The organism is Schaalia dentiphila ATCC 17982 (assembly GCF_000154225.1).
GTDB lineage: Bacteria > Actinomycetota > Actinomycetes > Actinomycetales > Actinomycetaceae > Pauljensenia > Pauljensenia dentiphila.
This window is the reverse complement of record NZ_DS264586.1, coordinates 875,201-895,609: the sequence shown is the minus strand read 5'-3', so window position 1 is coordinate 895,609 and position 20,409 is coordinate 875,201. Positions and strand designations below refer to the sequence as shown.

The window sequence follows — 20,409 nt, the reverse complement described above, 5'->3', positions numbered from 1 at the left end:
AGCTCTGTTGGCAGGTGCTGTGCTGCGACGCGGGCTCACAATCAAACGCGCCAGAAAGCCGGTCCTCTACGCGGATAGGTTATGACGATGTGGATAGGTTATCGGCATGCGGATAGGTTAATAAGCTATCCGCATGCGCATAACCTATCCGGATGCTCGCAACCTATCCGCACGCATGCGCCCACAAGCACACCTGCGGCACCATAGCTGACACACCCGTTTGCATTCACAACGCACTACACCTGTGAGGGAGCATTACACCACTATCTAACAAGGACTCTCGCGGCCACGCTATAAGAAACTCGCATCAAACGGGGGGAATGACGCCATATGGCGCTCCGACACGCCGGCGACGCGCACTCCCAGGGCTCGAGATGGCGCAAAACCCCCACTGCCGCCCACTTGAAGAAGCGAATATCAGGAGACTGGGCTACGGCGCCCTGAGAACTGGATAGGAAACGACAATCTGGATAGGTTACGGCGTTCTGGATAGGAAAGTAACCTATCCAGAAGAGCCATTCCTATCCAGAACACGACTTCCTATCCAGAACGTGCATCACCGTCGGCGTAAACCACGAGAAACTGCTGGGTAAACACAGTTTCAGTACTCACACCCAGCATCAGGGATAGCGCGCCCCCAAGATCAACCACCTGTAGCCGCAGGCTCGCGACGCATGCGTCAAACAAACCCACGGGGAGCAACAGTCCTCGTGCTAGCATGATGGTTACTTCATCACCATATGACTGCGACCCATAGGCAAGGCTCCCAGTCAGACCTGGAGCACAGATATGAGTGACACGACGCAGGACCTTGAGCAATGGGATCCCAATGAGGATGAGACCATCATCGTCCCCCTCGAAGACGATTACGCCCTGGTCGTTGGCCCCAACACCAAAGGCCTTGAAAAGATCGACGGCTCGCTGGTAGGGACCGTGCGCTCAACGATCTCATCGCGTCAATTGGTGAGGGAGCCTCACTGAGCGGAGGCGCCGCCTCGGCGGCCAACGCCATCCAGCATATGTCCGGCCTCTACAAGCTGGATGCCGTCACCAAGGCACAACTAGCCGCAGGCAACGTACTCACGAAGACCGCTGATGGTCGATTGATCGGTGCCGTCAGAAATACTGGTGGGCAAATCACTCGCCAAGCACGCCTCATTCCCGTGTCAGCTCCCCAGATCGCGGGAGCCATCGCAGCCATCGGCCCCGCGGTCGCGATGGTGGCTGTGCAGATGCAACTCAACAACATTTCCAAACAGGTGTCCGCGGTTCAGCAAACCGTCTTACAGACTCAGCGCATGCTTGAAGATTGGAACAATGCTGACTTCCACGGCACTCAACGGGTAGTTCGTCGCATTTTCCGCAAGAGTACCGAGGAAGGAACCGTTTCCAATACGAACTGGGAACAGCTCAGCGGACTCAGCAATGACATCGAAAGACACCGGGACTACTACAAAGAAAGAATTCACAGGCACGCTCAAGAACTACAGAGTTGCCAGAATAATGTGTCTGAAAGACGTAACTACATCACAGAACACCGAGGGAGCATTCTTTTCGACTCATTTGCTGCCCTCAACTGCATCCAGACATGGTGCTATTACTTCGAGCTCGCGCATGAACGTGCCCGGATAAACGGTGAGCGCCCCACCCTCACTCACAACGAGATACGCGCAGAAGTCGAGGATGATGTGCAGATCCAACGCACCCTCCTACGCGAGCTAATGCGTGAGTTCCATATCATCTCTGAGCTTCCCGGGGAATGGACACTCCCCTACTTTCAGAAACGGCAAGACCAGACAGCTTCCCGCGACACGGCGACGAAACTACTTGAGCAGCTCAACGAGCTTGCGCAGCAACTGGGCATCAAAGAAAACCCTGTACCCAACCCGGATGTCACGTGCGCGCCCGCCAACTACGATGTGTCTCCCTACACCCAAATCCTGCGCTGGTATCTGGACGAGGGCGAAAAACTCGAAGCGCTCATTTTCCCCGTTGATAGACTTTCGCATCGCCTTCTAGCCATGGGAGCCGACCAGTTTACGAATACAGTCAATACGTCGGCCTGGTCGATGCTCCCACAGGCCAAAGACTCAACCAACTGGAGCCTGGGCCGGGTCAGACGCGCTACCAGAAGAGCAGTAAAGGTCTCGCCCGAGATGGTTGCCGTTACCGACCGCCGCATCGTCACTGCTGACCCACAGAAGTTCATTCAGAAGGGCATTGTCAAAGAAGAGTTCTCCATCAACGACGTGACTCCAACGTTCACGGACACAGATGATGCGCTCCCGGAGCTACACCTCACGCAAGGGGAGAAAAAATGTCGCGAGTGGTGTTTCCCGAGCACCGCACGCGTCGAGGCGCGCAGCGTCGCAGAAATGCTCGTCGATGATCCTATGCAGCTCCTACCGCCCACGAAGCCTGAGCTTACCGATACTCAGGACGACATAGAGGCTGCGGACCCAGGCGATTCGGAACCCACACAGGATCCGGAATCCGCACCAAACGGCACATCAGCGCAGTCCGAAACGGAAGAAATCCCCGCGGAACCTACAGCTTGAAACGCTCCGCGACGACGGGCTTCAGGGACACGGCCCGCTCGCGCGCGTCGGCGTCGCCGCAGGCGGCCAGCCAGTTGGCGAACATGAGGTGCCCGGACTGGGTCATGACAGACTCGGGGTGGAACTGGACGCCCTCGAGGGGCAGGGAGCGGTGACGCACGCCCATGATGATGCCGGACTCGGTGGTCGCGGAGACCTCGAGCTCGTCGGGCATGGTCGCGGGGTCGATCGTCAGCGAGTGGTAGCGGGTGACGGTCAGCGGCGAGGGCACGCCCTCGAAGACGCCGCGCCCGTCATGCGTGATGACGGAGGTTTTGCCGTGCATGAGCTCGGGCGCGTGCCCGACGGTCGCGCCGAAAAGCTCGCCGAGGGACTGGTGCCCCAGGCACACGCCCAGCATCGGGATGCCATGCTCGGCGCAGTCGGCGATGGTCTGCAGGGACGCGCCGGCACTCTTGGGGTCGCCGGGTCCGGGGGAGATGAGGACGCCGTCGTAGCCGGCCTCGAACCACGCGGGATCCACGACGTCGTTACGCACGACGTCGACGGTCGCACCCAGGTGGCGCAGGTAGCCCACGATCGTGAAGACGAACGAGTCGTAGTTGTCGACGCAGAGGATTCGTGCCATCGCGGGTCCTTTCATGTACGAGGCTGTGGCCTCTTCTCCGGCATCCATCGTAGGGCGCTCCCCCAGTGGGCGCGCGGGCGCTGTCCGCTCTCCGGGCGCGCAGTCGCGTACGGCGGCACCCAACCGACGTCCGTGGATACGACACGAGGCCGGGGTGCCCCGACCTCGTCCCATCCTCAAGCGAGCGACTCAGGCGCCGCCGACGGAGGACTGTCCCAGTTCCAGGTAGGACTGGACCCAGGGGTAGACCCAGGTGAACAGGGCGGCGACGGCCGCGCCGATGAGGGCCAGGGATTCAATGACTTTGAACCAGGTGGGGCCGGGCAGGTGGCGGAAGATCCATGCATACATGTGGGGTCCTTCAGTTCGTGGGTTCGTCGACGAGTTCGGCGGGGACGCCCGTGTCCTTGGGGGTCCAGGATTCGAACTTGAGGTGGACGATGTAGCGCTGCCAGTTGCCGTATTCGGGGTGGCAGGTGGTCATAGTCATCCAACGCTCGGTGGGGGTTTCGGACCAGGAGACGTCGTCGATGACGGGGGCTACGACGCGCATCTGCGTGGGGTCGGTCGCGTCGATGATCTCGGAGGAGACCATGGAGTAGACGAGGTAGTGGTCGTCGACTTCCACGACGACCTTGTCGCCCTGAGTGAGGCGGTCGATCCAGCGGAAGTTGTTGCCGTAGGTGCGGCGGTGACCGGCGATGGAGAAGTTGCCGACTCCGCCGGGCTGGGTGGTCATGTCGTAGTGGCCGGCCCATCCCTGGTCGAGGACGTAGGAGGTGGTGCCTTCGGCGAGGGGGATCTTCATCCAGTCCCAGGTGGGCACGTGGACGAGGCCGTAGACCTCGCCGTCACCGACTTCGCGGTCGAAGGCGGGCGGATCATCGGTGCGCACTTCGCCGAGGGCGCGCTTGGAGGGCTGATGCTCTTCTTCGTACGAGGCGATGGTCTGGGAGACCTGTCCGGCGACCTCGTAGGTCGTCCAGTAGAGCTGCCAGACGGAGAAGAGGCCGACGATGATGGCGAAGGTGATGAGCAGTTCACCGACGACACCGACGATGTTCCAGAAGATGTTGGAGCGCTTTTTCTTAGCCGGCGTGGTCGGGGCGACGTGTTCACCCATTCGATTCCTCCACGGTTGCGTAGTTGACGGTCAGCGGGGTAGTTGCGGGCGCGAAGCTCAGGGAGTCTTTGGTCTGCATGTCCCACCCGAGGCCGTACTTTGTCACGTAGGCCTGATAATTCACCATACGTGGGTTTGCAGTAACCGTCGCGCGCAGGGTGGCAGGATCACCGATTGCTTGGATCACATAGGGCGGGGAGAAGCTGGTTCCGTCCACGAGGATGACGTTGCCGATGCAGCGGATGACGGTGCGCGAGGTGATGCGCACGCCCTGGACGGTCATGGCTTCGGTGCCTCCGCTCCACAGCGCGTTCATCGTGTCTTCGATGTCTTGCTGGTGGATGACGAGGTCGTTGGGGGTTGCGCCTTCGGGAATCTCTCCGGGGGGCGCGTCGCTGAGGGTGATTTGGACGCCGGGGCCGGTGACGGTTTGGGTGGAGCGAGCGGTGAAGACGTCCTCGTCGCCGGATTGGGGGGCGACGGAGGTGTAGCTCTGGATCTGCATATCGAGTGAGGAGACTTCGTTTTCGAGAGCTTTGACCTGTTCCTGGCGGTTGCGCACGAGGGTGGACAGGTCGGAGGTTCCCGCGGGGTTTTTGCGTTCGTTGAGCGCGGAGACGGAGAAGAGGAGGCCGGAGGCGACGGTCACGGCGAGCACGCCGGCGATGTGGCGGACGCTGCGTGCGTGCATCTTTCCCCCTTATGTGGCGCTGCGCTTTGGCACTTTCCACGTCCGAGACTACGCTAGTGTTGCGACTAATTCATCACCGCCGGGCGGTTTTCTTCCCGCGCGGGCCAGCAGAGAGGACCCGACGTGGCCGAATCCAAGAAGCGTAAGAAGAATGGGCACGAGGTTGAGGACGATACCGACATCCAGAACTGGACTGACGGCATTCCGCTTAGCCCCGCCTGGTGGGCGCCCACGTTTGTGGCCCTGATGATTCTGGGCCTGCTGTGGGTTGTTGTCTACTACATTTCGTCGGGCACCTACCCGGTTCCGAAGCTGGGCGCGTGGAACATCGCGGTGGGTCTGGGCACGATGATGGTCGGCTTCCTGATGACGCTGCGTTGGCGTTGACGGGGGGCGCGGCGGGCGCGAGCCTGCCGTCTCCAGTGAGTGTGAGTGTGGGGCGTTCCGGCTGTGGCCGGGACGCCCCACTATTTCTATCGATGAGGCCGTGGCTGACTTCCGGGTCACGGCCTCGTCCTCGGGTCACGGCCTGCTGAGCTCAACCCTCATGCCGGCGTCGTACATGCCAAGGAGGGAGCGTCCGGCGAGGCCGTCTTCAAGGCGCGCGGGGTGCGCGCTGGCGAAGGACATGACGGTGGTGGCGCCGGCGTGCAGGATCGCGGGGGACGCGGGTGTCGAGGGTCCGAGGACGACGGTGTGAGCGTCGGAAGCGAGCGCGAGGAGGCGCGGCATCGTCTTGTTGACGAATGCGGATCCGGAGATGAAGACGTAGTCCATCTCGGGGAGCAGGTATTCGCAAGCGGAGTCGGGGTAGTCGCCTTCGAGGACGTTGCGTTCGAGGATGTTGAGCTCGGCGGCATCGGGCATGGCGGCGGACGCGAAGGGGAAGTGGCCGATGATGGCAACGCGCTTGCCGGCGACGAGGGGCGCGTAGGGGTGGAAGGTGCGCGCCCAGTTGTTTTCCTTGCAGGGGCGGAATCCGTGGGCGAGGGCACGTACGGGGTGAGAGTGATAGGAGTTGACAGCTGCCATGCCGATGCCGGCGTCCTCGAAGTTCCAGGACTTGGCGAGGGCGGCGATGTCACGCAGGGGGCGGCCGACGAGGTCGGAGGGGTCCTCGGTGGCGCGCGGGCGCGACTGGACGTTCATGCCGAAGGCCATGCCGACGCCGTCTTCGCTGGAGGCGACGCGGCGCCATTTGCCGTCGGTGAGGATCTGGGTGACGGTGATGTCGGCGGGGATCTCGTCGATGAGCTGGTCGTACAGGTCCCAGGGGCTGGTCATGGTCTCTCCTATGGGCGCATGAGGAAGGGTCCGGCACTATTTGCCGGACCCTTCCTATATTAGGTCATCCTTAGATGTCATGTGCCTGTCGGCCGTTGACCCGTCACGCGCCGTAGACCTCGTACAGGACGCGGAACGCGAGGGCGTTGAGCACGAGCATGCCGGCGATCATGCCGAGTGCGACGACCGCTTCGCGCCGGTTCTGGTGCACCTGCGTGACGCCCGGACGTGGGCGGGCCATGTGCACCAGGACCCACGTGGCGCACACGCCGGCGATCGCCCCGCCGATGTGGCCCTGCCAGGAGATGCCGCTGACCATAAAGCCGTAGACGAGGTTGATGCCGAGCAGCGTCAGGATTGCGGTCGTGTCTGAGCCGCCCAGGCGCTGGAGAACGAACACAGCGCCGAACAGGCCGAAGACTGCGCCCGACGCGCCCACGGTGCTCACGAAGATCTCCGAGGGCTGGATGAGGCACCAGACGAGAATGAAGGCCGAGCCGCCCAGCGCGCTCACCAGGTAGAGGGTGAGGAAGCGCCACCGGCCCAGGACCGGTTCGATCGCGCGCCCCACCCAGTACAGGGAGAGCATGTTGAACAGGATGTGCATGATACCCCCGTGCAGGAACGCGCCGGTGAGGACCGTCCACGGGTGCGCCATCAGCCGCGCAGGCACGAGCGCCAGGCTGAGCTTCGTGGTGGGCACCAGCAGGGTCACGACGTACATGAGGACGCAGATCGCCATCATCGCGTAGGTGACGACCGGCGTGCCGGTCGCGGCCGCACGCGAGGCGGAGCCCATCCACCGCTTCTTCGAGGACGTGCAGTCCACGCAGATCGAGCGGACCTCGGTGGGGATCGCGCAGTCCACGCACATGGGCCGGTTGCAGCGCTTGCAGTAGTCGACGCTGCGCACACCCGGGTGGCGCGGGCAGTCGGGGGCGGCGTGCGGGTCAGAGCGCTGGCCGTAGCTCGGCATGCTCATAGCTTCCCTTTCAGCAGGCGGGTAAGGGACGAGGCCGGGGCGTACCATCCCGGTCACTGCACGCAGCAGCGGGGGCGGCCCCGGCCTCGTCGATGATGAGGGGAGAGGGTCAGTCGACGATCTCGATGGAGTTGATGACCTGCTCCGTCACGGGGCGGTCCTGGGCGCCCGTGGGGGTGGTGGCGATGGCGTCGACGACGCGCTTGGACTCCTCGTCGGCGACCTTACCGAAGATGGTGTGGTTGCCGAGCAGCCACGGGGTGGGGGCCACGGTGATGAAGAACTGGGAGCCGTTGGTGCCCTTGCCCATGCGCTTGCCGGCGTTGGCCATGGCGAGCAGGTAGGGGTCGTTGAAGTTCAGCTCGGGGTGGATCTCGTCGTTGAACTGGTAGCCGGGGCCGCCGGTGCCGGTGCCGAGGGGGTCGCCGCCCTGGATCATGAAGCCGGGGATGACGCGGTGGAAGATGGTGCCGTCATAGAGGGGACGGGAGGTCTTCTGGCCGGTCGTGGGGTCGACCCATTCGCGCTCGCCCTTGGCCAGGGTCACGAAGTTGTTGACCGTGTTGGGGGCGTGGTTGGGGAACAGTTCGACGGTGATGTCGCCGGCGGAGGTGTGAAGAATAGCTTTCATGACTGTAATGGTCGCATCTTTTCCTGGGTGTTTCCTGTCCGTCACGCACCTCACGCGAGCCGGTGGGCTGCAGATCACAGCCCGTTGTTGCACAATAGGAGTGAGTGGCGCGTCCGCGCCCCTGTTTATTGTGGACAGAATCGGAGACATCATGGTTACTTCGCCGACTTTCGATGCAGAGAAGCTGCGCGCATCGTCTCAGCAGCTTCGCGACGCCGCTGCCATTTACGCCGGCAAGGTTGCCGTGCGGGCTGCCGATCTGGCTGGCCAGGGCGTTGACTGGGCCGCGCCTCGCGCCCAGGCCGCGCTGAATTCCGCGATCGAGCACGCGACCCCCGCGATCGAGAACGCCGCCGCTCGTGCGCAGGCTGCCGCTGCGCAGGCCGGTCCGGCGATCGAGAACGCTCGCGAGCACCTCGTGGACGACTACCTGCCGCGCGCTTCCCTCGCCGTCAACCAGGCGGGCGCCGCGCTGTCAGCTCGCGGTTCGCTGTCGGAGCGCGCTCGCCGCGCTTCCGAAGCTTCGGCTGTCGCCCTCACCACCCCCACGCGTAAGCGCCGTAAGTGCCGCGCGCTGCGCGCCTTCGGCCTGACGGCCCTGGTGGGTGCCGTCGCCGGCGCGGGCTACATCCTGTGGAAGCGTTCGCAGCCGATCGAGGATCCGTGGGCCGAGGAGTACTGGGCGGACCTGGACACGGATTCTTTCGTGCCGAACACCGAGGCTGAGAAGGCCACCTTCGAGGCGGGCGAGTGAATTTAACCTTCTGAGAGGTTTTTGCTTCGGGGGCCGCGGCGCGCTGCGCTGCGGCCCCCGCCCATTCGCGCGGGCACCCTCACGCTTCTCTTATTGATAGGGTTACTTTCTTCCGGAACGCAGCTCGCAGTTACCGAGCATTTTTGCGAGCCTTGCCGGTTGGTCATATGATGAGCATCATCTCATTGATGTCTGCGGGCCGCGCCTGCGCTTGTTTCGCCTGGAGGTTTTCGTGAGCGACGTCAGCTTCGACTCAAATAAGCACGATCAGACGCGTCAGGACGCGGAGAGAGGCGGGGAGTCTCTCATGACTGCCGCCGACAGCATCGGCACCTTGGCCGACGCCCAGGTTGAATCCGTGTGGGGCGAGGAGGCCGGCGTCGACGCTGCACGCCGCGCACTGCAGGACTCATACTCCACACTCCGCGATGGCTTCAAGGGCGAGCAAGAACACTTCCTCGACTTCGGCACGAAGGTTGACCAGTCCGAGGAAGCCTTCCGACAGATGGAAGAGCAGAACGCAGGTTATTTCTCGCAGACGAACGCGGCCATGGCCCAGGACCCTGCCGTCGCCGCCGCTGCCGCCGGATCGGGAGCGGGCGCCGGGGCAGGTTCACCCGCTTCGGCGGAGGCTTCGAATACATGGTCAGACAGCTTGCAGGGCGAGGATGAGCCCTCTGCCGTCTCCGAGCAGCCCGAAATCTGATTCCAGGAAGCGACATACCAATGGTTCACAGCCCCATGTACCACCGCCTCATGTGTTTCGTGGAGGACGCGAAGGCGAACGAATCCCTGTCCGACTACGACAGCAAGCACAGCTCCACCCTGGAGGCCATTCGCGAGGCGGAGGAGCGCATCCAGCATTTCCGGGAGTATCAGGGATTCCAGGGCCAAACCGGCGACGCCATCAACAAGTGGCTTGAGAACGCGGAACGACGCGTCAGGCTCTGGAAGGCTTCGTATCTCGCCACGTCGCAGGTCGAGGTCGAGATGCGCCGCGTCATGCAGCACGCGCGCGAGGAGGCGGAGATGCTCTCTCCCGTCCTCGTTGACGCCAGGTTGGACAAACTGCGCGACGTGGCTGAGGTGACGATCCCGGTCATGGAGCAGTACGGCCTCGTTGGCATGGCATATAACGCGGTTGCATCGACCGGCGCGGCCGTCTACGACGCGATCGCGGCCCAGGCGAACAACCAGCGCGAGGCCAGCTCGACGGATATCCTCCAGCGGCTCAACGACTCGATGCAGGGACTCGCGAACAACGCGGCGCGCATCAAGGAGATGCAGGAAGAGTTGAAGGCTTATAGTGGAATCTACTGGGATCCGAATGATCTTCCGCACCCCTCCGACACATCCGTCGCGCAGCAGCTTGAGGACGGCTACAAGGGAGTATCCCCGCATGATCCCGGCGTGTATCCAGGCAACAGGGACACCGACTACGGTCGCTCGGACCTGCGCGGCCCCAATTCCGGACTCTACCCGAATGGCTTCGATGACCCGACCGCACAGGAAACGGACGCCGAGAAGCTGCGCAGGCTCCAGTCCCAGCGCATCCCCGACAAGTTCATCAAGGACGGCGAGCTGGGGAGCCGCAGCAACCCCATCACCGACCCCGAGGACCTGAAGGACATCGACCTGCTGCATTCACGCATCGGTGGCGAGCGCTACGCTAACGGCCTCACTCGCGGCGGCTACACCCCCGCGCCTCCAAACGATCGCCACCATCCCCTGTGGAACATTAACGGAGGGCCCTCCACTCGCTTCGACGCCTCCGGCCGTCCGAGCCTGGCGGGTGCGGGTGCCCTCGGTGCGGGTGCCCTCGGTGCGGGCGCCCTCGGCGCCGCTGCCCTGGGAGCACGCGGCGCGTCGGGCCTGGGTGCCGCTTCACTCAGCGGGCTGGGTCGCGGCGGCGCGGGTGGCCTGGGCGCGGGCGGCCTCGGCGGGCTGCGCGGGGGCTCAGCTGCCGGCGGCGGTTTTGGCTCCGGCGGTCTGCCCGGTAGCGCGAGCGCGTCGGGCGGGACAACCGGCCTGACGGGTACGAACGGCGCCGGAGCGGCTGGAGCCGCTGGAAAGACGGGCGCCGGCAGCGCCTCTGGCGGTTCGGGCGCGGCCGGGCGGCCCGGCATGGGCGGCTTCATGGGCGCCGGTGCCGGTGCGGGCGCCGGTGGCGGCAAGGACGACAAGAAGGGGCGCCGGCGCAAGTACGAGGCTTTCAAGTTCGAGGACGACGAGGACGATGCGCTGCCCCCGGGCTACGTCAATCCGATGTCACAGACCTACGGCTCGGACAAGGACCTGAAGCCCGCCTCCCAGAAGGACGACGGATGGGATCCCCGCCAATGGTGACCACAAGCCACACTTCTGGTCACCGTCGGCGGCTGCGCTTTGCGGGTGTATGCGCGATGACCCTGGCCCTGGCGGCTGGGGCTATCGTCCTGCCCGCCGCTCCCGCGCACGCCGCCGACCCCATCACGGCGGCCGACCAGCCTCACTTCGCCTACTACCACCTCGATCAGGCGCGGGCCAAGGGCTACACCGGAAAGGGCGTCACCATCGCACTCCTTGACGGCGAGGTCGACACCAGCGTCCCCGAGCTGGCCGGCGCCACCGTCATCGACAAAACACCGTGCACCATCACCTCCGGCACACAATCCAAGAGCCACGGCACGGCCATGGCATCGCTCCTGGTCTCCAAAGAGTATGGCGTCGCCCCCGATGCAGCACTCCTGTCCTATCGTACGAACTACATCAAGCAAGGAGATAAGGCGGAGTCCGATTGCCGCGGTCACCACGGCAACAACCTCGACGAGCCCGAATGGCTGATCAACCAGGCGATCACCGACGGCGCACAAATCATCAGCATCTCCGCGACAAATGGACAGGTAAGCGACTCGGTGAAGTGGGCGATCGCCCGCGCCAACGCCCTGGGCGTCATTGTGGTGAGCGGCGCCGGAAACGACAACGAGGAAAATACTATTGATAGCTATGGCAAGTGGTCCGGGGTGGTCAGCGTCAGCGCCATCGACACCTCCGGCAAGCGCGCCGAATACTCCTCATGGGGCAAAGGCGTGACCGTTGCGGCCGTGGGAGGCCCCATGGTCGCTCACGACTTCGAAACCGGCACCAACATCAGCACCAACGGCACCTCCAACGCCACACCCCTAGTCGCCGGATTCCTGGCCCTGGCCAAGCAGAAGTGGCCCAACGCCACCAGCAACCAACTCCTCCAACTCCTCACCAAGACTGCGCTGAACAACGAGGGACAGTGGAACAAATACACAGGGTATGGAGTCGCCGCCATCGGCCCGATGCTTAACTCCGATCCATCCCAGTACCCCGACGAGAACCCGCTCATGGACAAGGGCTACAGCGACCTGGGCCCCACAAATGAAGAGTCCCAGCAGTACCTCGCCGGCCTCGTCGACCCCCGACGCATCGCCGGAGACCCCACCTACACCTACCGTGGCATCGACGAAAGCATTCTGAAAGACACAGACATCACCGTGCCAATCCACCTGGGCACCAGCCCCCGCTACCACGCCAAGTAGGACAGAAAAGACCCCGCGTCGCCGCCGTTTGGTGGTGCGACGCGGGGTCTGTCGTCTCTCGGGATCAGCTCTTTGAGGATGAGTTCATCAGAGCAACCACGATTGCCACGATTCCAGAGACCAGGATAAGGATGATGCCGAGCGGCGTGAGGTAGAACAACATGATGACTGCGAGCCATAACAAGCCGTCTCCACCATCGCCATGATTGCCGGGAATGAGCCCAATGAGCCCCTCGGCAAGGAAGGGCGAAACCGCAAGTAACAAGCCAACTGCGAGCAAAATGACCGCTAGCTTGTATGACGTGCGACGGCGAGCAGGCACCGTAGGTCCGTAGACCCCAGGCCCCGGCTGCGGGAAGCCTGCTTGCATCTCGGCCGCCACGGGCATCTGCCCCCAACTCTGCTGCATGTCGGGTTGCATGGCTTCCACCGGCGCATACTCCACCTGAGGGGGAGCCGGAACCTGCTGGGGGTTGTACCGCGCCACAGCGTTTGGGTCGGGGACCTGGGGATTCGGTGTTGTCACAGGAGTTCCTTGGGGGTCGATGGTGTAGGAGCAGAGGTCGTCGGATTAGACGATATTAGAACAGCGAGATGAGGTAGAAGAACCCGTAGATCAAGAGGATCAGAAGAACGACGAGGCCGACAACCGTGAGCGGTGCAGCGTTCATGAGCAGGCCGCGGGCGACGTAGCCGCGTTCGGTGGGATTCTTCGTCTTTTGGAGCGCAATGATGCCGAGGACCAGACCGATAATGTTCACCACGACGACGGGGATAGAGAAGAATCCGGCCATGAAGATGAAGGCAATCGGAGCCAGGTCCAGCCCGTGCTCACCCCTGGGAATCAACACGTACACCAGCGTCCCGAAGATAACCAATGCGAAGACAACAAGTCCGGTGATCCCGAATCCGCGGCACGCCGCACCGAGGGCCTTTCCTCGGCTGCGTCCCGGCACGGCGAGCTGCTGGGGATCCTGCCCCGGAAACACATGTGGGCCAGGACCATTCGAATATGGGGCTGTCACAGTAAATTTCTCCAATCGTTGGCGGCTATCAAACAGCGGCATTCCGGATGGATTAGTACGCCATCGCAAAGAGGATGGTGAGCACAACAGCAGCCAGGAACAGGATCATCGGGAGGACATTCATCCAAATCCCGACCTTGTAGACCTTCCAGCCACGCGGATCCTGCACCCGCTTGCGCCCAGTCGCGCCAAGGATGAGACCAACGATGTTCATGATCGCGCCCGGGATGTAGATTATTACGGCGCCAAATATGAAGGCGAGCGGAGCCATAGCCCTCTCAAAGGAGTCATCCGCGTCGAACGAGATATAGGCTCCAAAGAACAGCCCGCCAACGCAGAGGACGATCCCAACAACACCAAGGCATATGGAGGTTATGCCGAGGGCTTTGCAGGGCGGAGCAGCAAATTCCGGCGCCGGCTGCATGTCGGCGTAGGGGTTTCCTGGCACGGTACCGGGGTAGGCAGGCACCGTGCCCAGATTACCCGGCACGCTGCCGGAGTAGTCGGGCATCCCCGAACCGACAGGATTGGGCATCGTCATCGTTGATCCTTCATAGGTTGACCGTCGCGCCCATTCGGGCGACCACGACAATCCTAAACGAGAGGGAGTCGGAACCTCCCATGGCGGTAACAGGCCCTCGATGACGAGGCCGACGAGGCTCGAGGCCTCCTCACGTCACGAGACTACCAACCACGCCCAGGCACCGATGACGTTGATGACGAAGACCAGGAGAAGCATGAGGACGATGGCATAGCCGAAACCGTATTCTCGCAGCACAGCGTCATGTTCGTTCGCGGCCGTGAGGCTGTTGTAAACGCCCAAGACGATCGTACCAGCGATTAAAAGCCAGCCGCCGACGCCGCACGCCATGGAGAGGGTCCACGTGCTTCGCGTGCGCACGGGCCGCGAGGCAACGGACGCGCTGCCGGCGGACGCTGCCGCGCGCGTACCGTCATCGGCAACGGTGGGCACCGAAGGGGTGCTCGGCGCGGGAATGTCGTTGGAGTCGCTCATTCATCTGTCCTTTCAAGCATGCATATGTGCATCTTCACCTGCGACCTGATAACTACCCTTTGATCCAGTCGATGACCCCCGCGTCCACCAGGTAGATGAAGAGGGCGATGGCGGCGAGCAGGCTCAGACACAGGAGGACTCCCCAGAAGCTGGCATACCTCTGTTTTTTGGAAGCCCCGCGTTGGGTGACCCCTGACAGGCCGACGACGACACCAGAAAAACCGATGCATGTCGCGACGAAGCCGCCGATCACCGCAATCACAAAGTACTAGATGAGATCCCAGGAGTGATCGACGTTCATAAACGACAGGATGCCTGTCATAGATGAGGTAGAGGGCGAAAAAGGTGATCGCAACGATCACCCATGTGGAGATGCCGCACATCAGGGACAAACGATTGACACCCGGCGGCTCGTGGGCGGGCGCACCGTTCTCACGCGTGCTGTCGGGAGCTTCCATGAACCCCCTCACTCCGAAACGTATTTCAAGAATTGAAATTAATGGAGAAAGGGTGTTAACGCGAGGAGGAATGAGCTGGGATGAGCGCTCTACGAGATTGAGGTAAAAACCACCAGGGGAAGGAACAGAACGCAACAGCACAGGGGCACATTCAGGACTATTCCCCACGTAGCGAGCACCCGCTCGGCCGCGCTATCGGCGTTCCGACGCGCCCCTATTCCCTTGATCAAGCCCGTCAGCTGGGCGATGCCCACCGGGACGCCCGCGTAGAGGCAAACAATGATGACAGTGAGGCCAGGCAAGAACGGATCCTCCGATGTCGTAGCGAAATCCTTAAGGACCGCAAACAGACCGATGAGCAACGCTTGACCCATTGTCAGCAAGCCTGCGACCCCCAGCCCCACCGATGTCGCACCCGCACTGCTGAAGAAGCGCTCAAACAGGGAAACACACATGGACAGGACCGCAGCACCACACAGAACGAGGAGGGGAACAAGATCACCCGGATTACTCACGATACCCGCGGCAGGGATGATACCGGCGCAGCCAAGGAAGAATGCATTCACACCCACTCCAAGCGCACAGTGCCCGAGCTCCGCGCGATCCTCGGCGTGCTTTCGCCCCACGAACCCGGCGATGACACCCGCCAGGTGAATGATCCCCGCCGCACTGGCTACGGGCAGGACAGAACGGATAAACGCGTCGTCTCTCATCACCCCAGAGTCGCCGGGAACGACGAGGTTAGCGCCGGCGCTCATCTCATCAAAAACCGAGGTCAACAGGACGATGAAACCCCCGATGATCACGGCAAGTCCCACGAGTGCGCAGGCCAAGGACAACCTGCACATCGTTCGCAACACTCGCTTGTTGGGCACAGGTGCGGGACCGGTGTGGTCATTCATCACTATCTCCATCCGACGCTTCAGTGACCTACATGAACAACATCAGAATGATCATGAAGGCGGTGAAGACGACGTATGGGCTCGCGTTCAGGAGGATTCCCAGCCAGTTGAGCTTCTGCGTCTTCGGCTTCCCCACTGCCCCAACAATCCCGATAACACCACCGGCGAGGTTCACCGGGCCAATAAACATCAGCGCAAAGAGCGACAAGAATCCGATCGCTTCCTTGCCACTCGGGTCGGGATCGGATGCGCTGGCTCGGATAGAAAGCCACATGGCCAGTACCGTCAGGCCGATGAGGGCCCACCCGACAACACCCAAGATGATCGACACTCAATTCAACTCCTGAGTCACGGGTCCCTGAGTCACGGGAACAGGACCCGGAGCGAATCCCTGCGGAGCCACCAGGTAGCCCTCGGACGCGGAGTGCGCAGGCGCGTATGGTCCCGAAGACTGTTGCTCAGGCTGCTGAGGGTGAGGCGTACTCATCTCACTACTCCTGTGTGTCACGCGACGCGCTCACCCGAGGAGAGTGCGCAGCACCTGTACAACCCCGGCCTCGTTGTTGGAGGGAGCAATGAAGCGCGCGGCCTCGACGACGTCTTGCGAGGCGTTGGCCATCGCGAAGGACAGGTCCCCCTCGCTGATCATGGACAGGTCGTTCCCGGCGTCGCCGAAGACGGCGGTCTGGGAACGATCAACGCCGAGGAAACGCTGCAGGTCGCGCACGGCACTGCCCTTATCGACGCCTCGAACCTGCAGGTCCGCCCAGTTCGCGCCGGAAATCGCGTACTGGTGAGTATCGGCAAAGTTGGCCAGGGTGGCCTCCGCGAGCGCCTCAACCGGGCCGAGGACGAAGACAGCGAGCTTGACGATCGCGTCGTCGATCTCGCCGGCCTCGATGGCGTCGATGATGGCGATCTGATCATCCACACGCTTGGTGCGGTGGTAGTAGGGCAGAACACCGTCGACGAAGCGGTCGGCGGTGCGCTCGACGTAGGCGAATTGCTTGCCGCACATGACCAGGCCGCCGTCGATCCCATCCGGCCCCGAGGTGGCCTCACGGACGAGGCGGATGACCTCGCGCACCGTGGGGGTGTCCACCGGGTGGGAGGAGACCTCGACACCGTCGCGCATGACGATCCCACCGTTCTCCCCGATGACGGTCATGCCGGGGCGCCCGGGGAACATGTCGATGAGTGTCCACACCTGTCGCCCGGACGCGGGCGCGAAGGTGACGCCGCGCGCGTCCATCTGGTCGAGCAGCTCGTCCATGCCGGGCGGGAAGTTCTTATCGTCGTCCAGGAGGGTGCCATCCATGTCGACGGCGGCCAGGCGCAGGTCGGCGCCCGCGTAACGCGCAGGGTCAGTGGGGGTCATCATGGGTCCATTGTGCCCGACGGGAGGCACGGGTGCTCGCACCGGGGACGAGGATGGGGCGACCTCACGCTGCCAGGCTCAGCCAGGCGACGAACCTTAGTTGTCGCTGCTCGGTATGTTGGATATCTTCTCCGCGAACGCCATGAACAGGGCGATAACGAGAACAATGACGCCGGCCGGAGTGAAGCGATAGAAAGCCCACACGAAGGCCCAACCCGCCGAAACATCATCGGGACCACCCCGACCGACGGTTGCATCGACATACGCCGAATAGAAGAACGGGCTGATCATCAGCAAAAGCCCAATAGCACCAAGAATGAGCGGAATCTTGTAGTTTCCACTCTTCTTCGTCGAAGGGGACGCTCCGCTCTTACTCTCATTCATGCCTGATCCTTTCACTGCCCGACGCTGGGGTGATGACTACCATCACCATAGGGTAACGACCGCGGCAAGCAGCACGGCAGCCACGAAGGCCCCAAGCCTCGTAGAGCGCCGCGCGCCCATGGACAGTGAGCATCAGGTCGAGGCGGATAGGGAGAAGATCTCCTCGTCGAGGTCGGCTCGCGCACGCACGCTCGGGCGCACGGCAGGCGGATACGAGGGCGGCGCGGGGCGCCGGCGACGCGCGGCTGGCCTGGTGACCTGCGCTCCTCGCGCGGCCCCACCGACCCCCTCTGCCTGCGAGTACTGGGAAGGCGAGCGGTACACGATGTCTCCATCGACTATTGCGGTGTGAATGGCGCAATCCTAGCACCCATGAGGCGTGCATCACATACATTTGATTTTTTAGTTCCAAACAATTTGATCGGAGCCGCGAACCAGCAAACGACTTGCACCCCCTTGCAAAATGAGCCGCCCGTCACACTATGTGTTAGGCTGGCCATGTTCGCTCAAAACATCGAACGACCCTACGTTGAGGAGAGAATCATGAGCCTGGAAGATCTGGCCAAGAAGGCTGAAGAAGGCTTCGAGAAGGTCGTTGACGCGGCCAAGGAGAAGGCTGAAGAAGCCAAGGACAAGCTCGCCGAGCTCGCTGGCGACGCCAAGGACAAGGCAGAAGACGCCAAGGACAAGGTCGAAGAGGCCGCCGAGGACGCCAAGGACAAGGCAGAGGAGATCGCCGAGGACGCCAAGGACAAGGCAGAGGACATCAAGGACAAGCTCGAGAAGTGAGCTACCAGAAGGGGGGGCGAACCAAGAGGTTCGCCCCCCCTTCTCCATGCACTCGCGCGCCCGACGGTTTTACATTCCCCCGTAGCTCGGACCACACGACTGGCGACGAGCGCTCTACTCCCGTCCCTCGCGCACGCTCGACAGGATGCGGCGGCGCAGCGGAACGGTCGCCTCGGAGGCAACGACGATGAGCATGACGCCCACAATCGCCGAGGCGAACGCAATGAGGACACCCTTTCCGGCGCCCGCCGCGAGCATCGGCGACATGAACACCATGCCGAGCAGCATCGAGCCAACGATCATGACGAACGCGGGGATCGCGACCTCGAGGCGACGGCTGCGGTCCATGAAGCCGCGCGGCGACCCCATGTAGGACAGGGCACGCACCTGGTCGGCGGAGTCGAGGACGCGGATTGACTGGTTGACCGCGGTCGACACAGCGCCCAGCGCGAGGGTGATAGCGAAGGTGAGCAACATGCCTCTGTTGATGTCGCCGACGACGATGAGCGCGATCTCGTCGGTTCTATCCCCGCTCATCGAGATCGCATCACTCGCGGGATACATGATGCCCACAAGGAACCCGACGAGGGCCACCGCCCCGAAGGAGCGCCACACGGCGCGCGGGTCGTCGGCCATACGACGCCCGGCCACCATCATCTGAGGACTGCGCGAGGCCCGAGCCATGATGCGCCCCATGAGGCTGATCGACCAGACGCCCACCAGGTTGACGATGAGGAAGATCGCACCCATGAAGCCCAAGAACACGGCCATGCCGATAGCAGTTCCCAGGTTCATCGCGAGGGTGCCGACGCTCAGCCACACCACGAGGAGAACCAGGCCAAGGACGGGGCCGACCACGCTCACGCGGACCGCCTGCGTACGGCGCGCGACACCCAGGGGCGTAATCGCGACCTTGCGCATGGCCAGCCACGAGGACAGGGCGGCCAGGACGATCATGGCAAGTCCCTCAACGAGGAGGGCCACAACCCCCACCCACATCTCGCCGGCCCCCATCGGGCGGCCCTGGAAGGACAGCGCACCCCACACGGGCAGCGTCACGGCGTACAGGATCGAGCCGACGACGACACCAACAACCGCAAACACACAGGTTTCGAGGATGCAGGCGAGCTTCGTCTTGCCCGGTGCGAGGCCGACGAGGCGCAGGACAGCGAGGTCGCGCTCGCGCCGACTCATGCCCAGGCGCGCGGCCGCTGCCCCCATCGAAATGATGGGGACGATAAGCAGGGTGGCCGCGAAGTACGCAAGCATCACGTAGAACGAGGCCATCCCATCGAGGCTCGAGGGGTCGTCGGCCGTGGCGGACGCAGCAGCGACCGCAGCCCTCGCCCCAAAGGCCATGACACCACCCGTGACCGCAAGCAGGAACGCGTGCGGCAGGGCAAAAGCCGCGACCGTGAGGACGGACGTCGCCCGGTCACGCGACCGCAGGAGCGCCCCCGCGGCGGCGCGTACCGCGCTCATCGGGCCACCCCCTGGTTGGGGGTTCCACTGCCTCGTGCCTCGAGGGAGATGCGGCCATCGCGCACGTGGATCGTGTGCGGCAGGCGCGCGGCAACAGCGGGATCGTGGGTGACGAGGACAAGGGATGCCCCGGTGGAGGCACAGGCACTCGTCAGCAGGGACATGACCTCGCCGCCGGTGGCCTGGTCGAGGGCCCCCGTGGGCTCATCCGCGAAGATCACCGAGGGATCGGTGGCGAGCGCACGGCCGATCGCGACGCGCTGGGCCTGTCCTCCCGACAGCTGGCCGGGGCGGTAGGGGCCGGCGCCGTCGAGCCCGAGGTTCGCCAGGATCTCGCGCGCCCGGGAAATAGCCTGCGATTTGGGCGTGCCCGCCAGCATGAGGGGCATCGCGATGTTCTCTTCCGTGGGCAGCTCGGGCAGGAGCTGGCCATCCTGGAATACGAAGCCGAAGCGGCGCAGACGCAGGTTGGAGAGAATCCGCTCCGACATGGTCGTCATCTCTTCACCGTCCAGGGTGATCGACCCGGAGCTGGGGCGCAGCACGCCCGCCAGGCAGTGCAGGAGCGTCGTCTTACCGGAGCCCGAGGGGCCCATGATCGCCACCTGCGTGCCCTGCGGGAGGGTAAGGTCGACGCCCGCCAGGGCGTGGACGGGCGTGTGCCCGCGCATGTATGTCTTCGTCAGTGCTCGGGTCACCAGACCCGCCGTGTCGTGTGTCATGTTTGAACGATAGGCCCACAGCCCCGCGCGATTCTATGAGGGTCTGCCCTGGTCT

Annotated in this window: 27 protein-coding genes; 8 read left to right on the top strand and 19 right to left on the bottom strand. The window is 63.3% G+C overall.

What is annotated here, in order from left to right; genetic code table 11:
- Positions 1-789: 789 nt before the first annotated feature.
- Both ACTODO_RS03805 and ACTODO_RS03800 read left to right on the top strand, forming a co-directional pair.
- On the top strand, positions 790-981 hold the full coding sequence (locus ACTODO_RS03805; protein ID WP_003791616.1) for a hypothetical protein: 192 nt from the start codon (positions 790-792) through the stop codon (positions 979-981).
- Positions 982-1,019: 38 nt separating this feature from the next.
- Positions 1,020-2,558, top strand: a complete 1,539-nt coding sequence (locus ACTODO_RS03800) for a hypothetical protein (protein ID WP_003791613.1) — start codon at positions 1,020-1,022, stop codon at positions 2,556-2,558.
- On the opposite strand, the gene ACTODO_RS03795 is transcribed toward ACTODO_RS03800, so the two are convergent.
- The 4 genes from ACTODO_RS03795 to ACTODO_RS03780 all read right to left on the bottom strand — a co-directional run bounded on the left by ACTODO_RS03795 (position 2,548) and on the right by ACTODO_RS03780 (position 5,000).
- The gene (locus ACTODO_RS03795; RefSeq protein WP_003791611.1) at positions 2,548-3,234 is read right to left on the bottom strand and encodes a glutamine amidotransferase-related protein; all 687 of its coding nucleotides are present in this window, start codon (positions 3,232-3,234) and stop codon (positions 2,548-2,550) included. The two genes, ACTODO_RS03800 and ACTODO_RS03795, sit on opposite strands and share 11 nt — an antisense overlap.
- Positions 3,235-3,375: 141 nt before the next feature.
- Positions 3,376-3,537: a hypothetical protein gene (locus ACTODO_RS10860; protein ID WP_003791609.1), complete on the bottom strand. Its 162-nt coding sequence runs from the start codon at positions 3,535-3,537 to the stop codon at positions 3,376-3,378.
- A gap of 10 nt (positions 3,538-3,547) precedes the next feature.
- Complete coding sequence (locus tag ACTODO_RS03785; protein ID WP_003791605.1) at positions 3,548-4,309, bottom strand: class E sortase; 762 nt, start codon at positions 4,307-4,309, stop codon at positions 3,548-3,550.
- Positions 4,302-5,000: a DUF881 domain-containing protein gene (locus tag ACTODO_RS03780; protein WP_003791602.1), complete on the bottom strand. Its 699-nt coding sequence runs from the start codon at positions 4,998-5,000 to the stop codon at positions 4,302-4,304. The genes ACTODO_RS03785 and ACTODO_RS03780 overlap by 8 nt, the downstream gene beginning before the upstream one ends.
- Before the next feature lie 123 nt (positions 5,001-5,123).
- On the opposite strand from ACTODO_RS03780, the gene ACTODO_RS03775 reads away from it, so the two are divergent.
- The gene (locus tag ACTODO_RS03775) at positions 5,124-5,387 is read left to right on the top strand and encodes a cell division protein CrgA (RefSeq protein ID WP_003791600.1); all 264 of its coding nucleotides are present in this window, start codon (positions 5,124-5,126) and stop codon (positions 5,385-5,387) included.
- A 135-nt stretch (positions 5,388-5,522) separates the two neighbouring features.
- Here the strand turns inward: ACTODO_RS03775 and ACTODO_RS03770 are convergent, their stop codons facing one another.
- The 3 genes from ACTODO_RS03770 to ACTODO_RS03760 all read right to left on the bottom strand — a co-directional run bounded on the left by ACTODO_RS03770 (position 5,523) and on the right by ACTODO_RS03760 (position 7,897).
- The gene (locus tag ACTODO_RS03770) at positions 5,523-6,284 is read right to left on the bottom strand and encodes a Rossmann-like domain-containing protein (protein ID WP_003791597.1); all 762 of its coding nucleotides are present in this window, start codon (positions 6,282-6,284) and stop codon (positions 5,523-5,525) included.
- Positions 6,285-6,387: 103 nt separating this feature from the next.
- Positions 6,388-7,266, bottom strand: coding sequence for a rhomboid family intramembrane serine protease (locus tag ACTODO_RS03765; protein ID WP_034511994.1), 879 nt, complete (start codon positions 7,264-7,266; stop codon positions 6,388-6,390).
- A 109-nt stretch (positions 7,267-7,375) separates the two neighbouring features.
- Positions 7,376-7,897, bottom strand: a complete 522-nt coding sequence (locus ACTODO_RS03760) for a peptidylprolyl isomerase (RefSeq protein WP_003791590.1) — start codon at positions 7,895-7,897, stop codon at positions 7,376-7,378.
- 151 nt (positions 7,898-8,048) lie between these two features.
- On the opposite strand from ACTODO_RS03760, the gene ACTODO_RS03755 reads away from it, so the two are divergent.
- The 4 genes from ACTODO_RS03755 to ACTODO_RS03740 all read left to right on the top strand — a co-directional run bounded on the left by ACTODO_RS03755 (position 8,049) and on the right by ACTODO_RS03740 (position 12,199).
- Positions 8,049-8,651 carry a hypothetical protein gene (locus tag ACTODO_RS03755; protein ID WP_208853684.1) on the top strand — a complete coding sequence of 201 codons (603 nt, stop codon included), beginning with the start codon at positions 8,049-8,051 and terminating at the stop codon, positions 8,649-8,651.
- 232 nt (positions 8,652-8,883) lie between these two features.
- Complete coding sequence (locus tag ACTODO_RS03750; protein ID WP_208853683.1) at positions 8,884-9,357, top strand: hypothetical protein; 474 nt, start codon at positions 8,884-8,886, stop codon at positions 9,355-9,357.
- A gap of 20 nt (positions 9,358-9,377) precedes the next feature.
- Positions 9,378-10,997, top strand: coding sequence for a hypothetical protein (locus ACTODO_RS03745; protein WP_003791582.1), 1,620 nt, complete (start codon positions 9,378-9,380; stop codon positions 10,995-10,997).
- 56 nt (positions 10,998-11,053) lie between these two features.
- Positions 11,054-12,199: a S8 family peptidase gene (locus tag ACTODO_RS03740; protein WP_003791578.1), complete on the top strand. Its 1,146-nt coding sequence runs from the start codon at positions 11,054-11,056 to the stop codon at positions 12,197-12,199.
- A gap of 64 nt (positions 12,200-12,263) precedes the next feature.
- Here the strand turns inward: ACTODO_RS03740 and ACTODO_RS03735 are convergent, their stop codons facing one another.
- The 10 genes from ACTODO_RS03735 to ACTODO_RS10490 all read right to left on the bottom strand — a co-directional run bounded on the left by ACTODO_RS03735 (position 12,264) and on the right by ACTODO_RS10490 (position 17,685).
- Positions 12,264-12,725, bottom strand: coding sequence for an iron transporter (locus ACTODO_RS03735; protein ID WP_244262510.1), 462 nt, complete (start codon positions 12,723-12,725; stop codon positions 12,264-12,266).
- 55 nt (positions 12,726-12,780) lie between these two features.
- Positions 12,781-13,050, bottom strand: coding sequence for an inner-membrane translocator (locus tag ACTODO_RS03730; RefSeq protein ID WP_244262509.1), 270 nt, complete (start codon positions 13,048-13,050; stop codon positions 12,781-12,783).
- Positions 13,051-13,276: 226 nt separating this feature from the next.
- Positions 13,277-13,765, bottom strand: coding sequence for a hypothetical protein (locus ACTODO_RS03725; RefSeq protein WP_034511988.1), 489 nt, complete (start codon positions 13,763-13,765; stop codon positions 13,277-13,279).
- A 135-nt stretch (positions 13,766-13,900) separates the two neighbouring features.
- Entirely contained in the window at positions 13,901-14,239 is a 339-nt protein-coding gene (locus tag ACTODO_RS03720; RefSeq protein ID WP_003791570.1) for a hypothetical protein, read from the bottom strand.
- Positions 14,240-14,291: 52 nt separating this feature from the next.
- Positions 14,292-14,501, bottom strand: a complete 210-nt coding sequence (locus tag ACTODO_RS03715; RefSeq protein ID WP_003791568.1) for a hypothetical protein — start codon at positions 14,499-14,501, stop codon at positions 14,292-14,294.
- Positions 14,502-14,786: 285 nt separating this feature from the next.
- A complete protein-coding gene (locus ACTODO_RS03710; protein ID WP_244262508.1) occupies positions 14,787-15,599 on the bottom strand; it encodes a hypothetical protein in 813 nt (270 codons plus the stop codon).
- A 28-nt stretch (positions 15,600-15,627) separates the two neighbouring features.
- Positions 15,628-15,930 (bottom strand): hypothetical protein, encoded by a 303-nt coding sequence (locus ACTODO_RS03705; protein ID WP_003791565.1) that lies wholly within the window; start codon positions 15,928-15,930, stop codon positions 15,628-15,630.
- 186 nt (positions 15,931-16,116) lie between these two features.
- Positions 16,117-16,980, bottom strand: coding sequence for an HAD-IIB family hydrolase (locus tag ACTODO_RS03700; protein WP_003791563.1), 864 nt, complete (start codon positions 16,978-16,980; stop codon positions 16,117-16,119).
- 93 nt (positions 16,981-17,073) lie between these two features.
- Positions 17,074-17,361: a hypothetical protein gene (locus ACTODO_RS03695; protein WP_003791561.1), complete on the bottom strand. Its 288-nt coding sequence runs from the start codon at positions 17,359-17,361 to the stop codon at positions 17,074-17,076.
- Between the two features lie 132 nt (positions 17,362-17,493).
- Positions 17,494-17,685: a hypothetical protein gene (locus ACTODO_RS10490; RefSeq protein ID WP_003791555.1), complete on the bottom strand. Its 192-nt coding sequence runs from the start codon at positions 17,683-17,685 to the stop codon at positions 17,494-17,496.
- 219 nt (positions 17,686-17,904) lie between these two features.
- Here ACTODO_RS10490 and ACTODO_RS03690 point away from each other — a divergent pair, with 219 nt between their 5' ends.
- Entirely contained in the window at positions 17,905-18,150 is a 246-nt protein-coding gene (locus tag ACTODO_RS03690; protein ID WP_034512614.1) for a YtxH domain-containing protein, read from the top strand.
- A gap of 114 nt (positions 18,151-18,264) precedes the next feature.
- Here the strand turns inward: ACTODO_RS03690 and ACTODO_RS03685 are convergent, their stop codons facing one another.
- Together ACTODO_RS03685 and ACTODO_RS03680 are read right to left on the bottom strand one after the other, a co-directional pair.
- Positions 18,265-19,632, bottom strand: a complete 1,368-nt coding sequence (locus ACTODO_RS03685; RefSeq protein ID WP_003791551.1) for an FtsX-like permease family protein — start codon at positions 19,630-19,632, stop codon at positions 18,265-18,267.
- On the bottom strand, positions 19,629-20,354 hold the full coding sequence (locus ACTODO_RS03680) for an ABC transporter ATP-binding protein (RefSeq protein ID WP_003791550.1): 726 nt from the start codon (positions 20,352-20,354) through the stop codon (positions 19,629-19,631). Before ACTODO_RS03680 ends, ACTODO_RS03685 begins: the two co-directional genes overlap by 4 nt.
- Between the last annotated feature and the right edge of the window lie 55 nt (positions 20,355-20,409).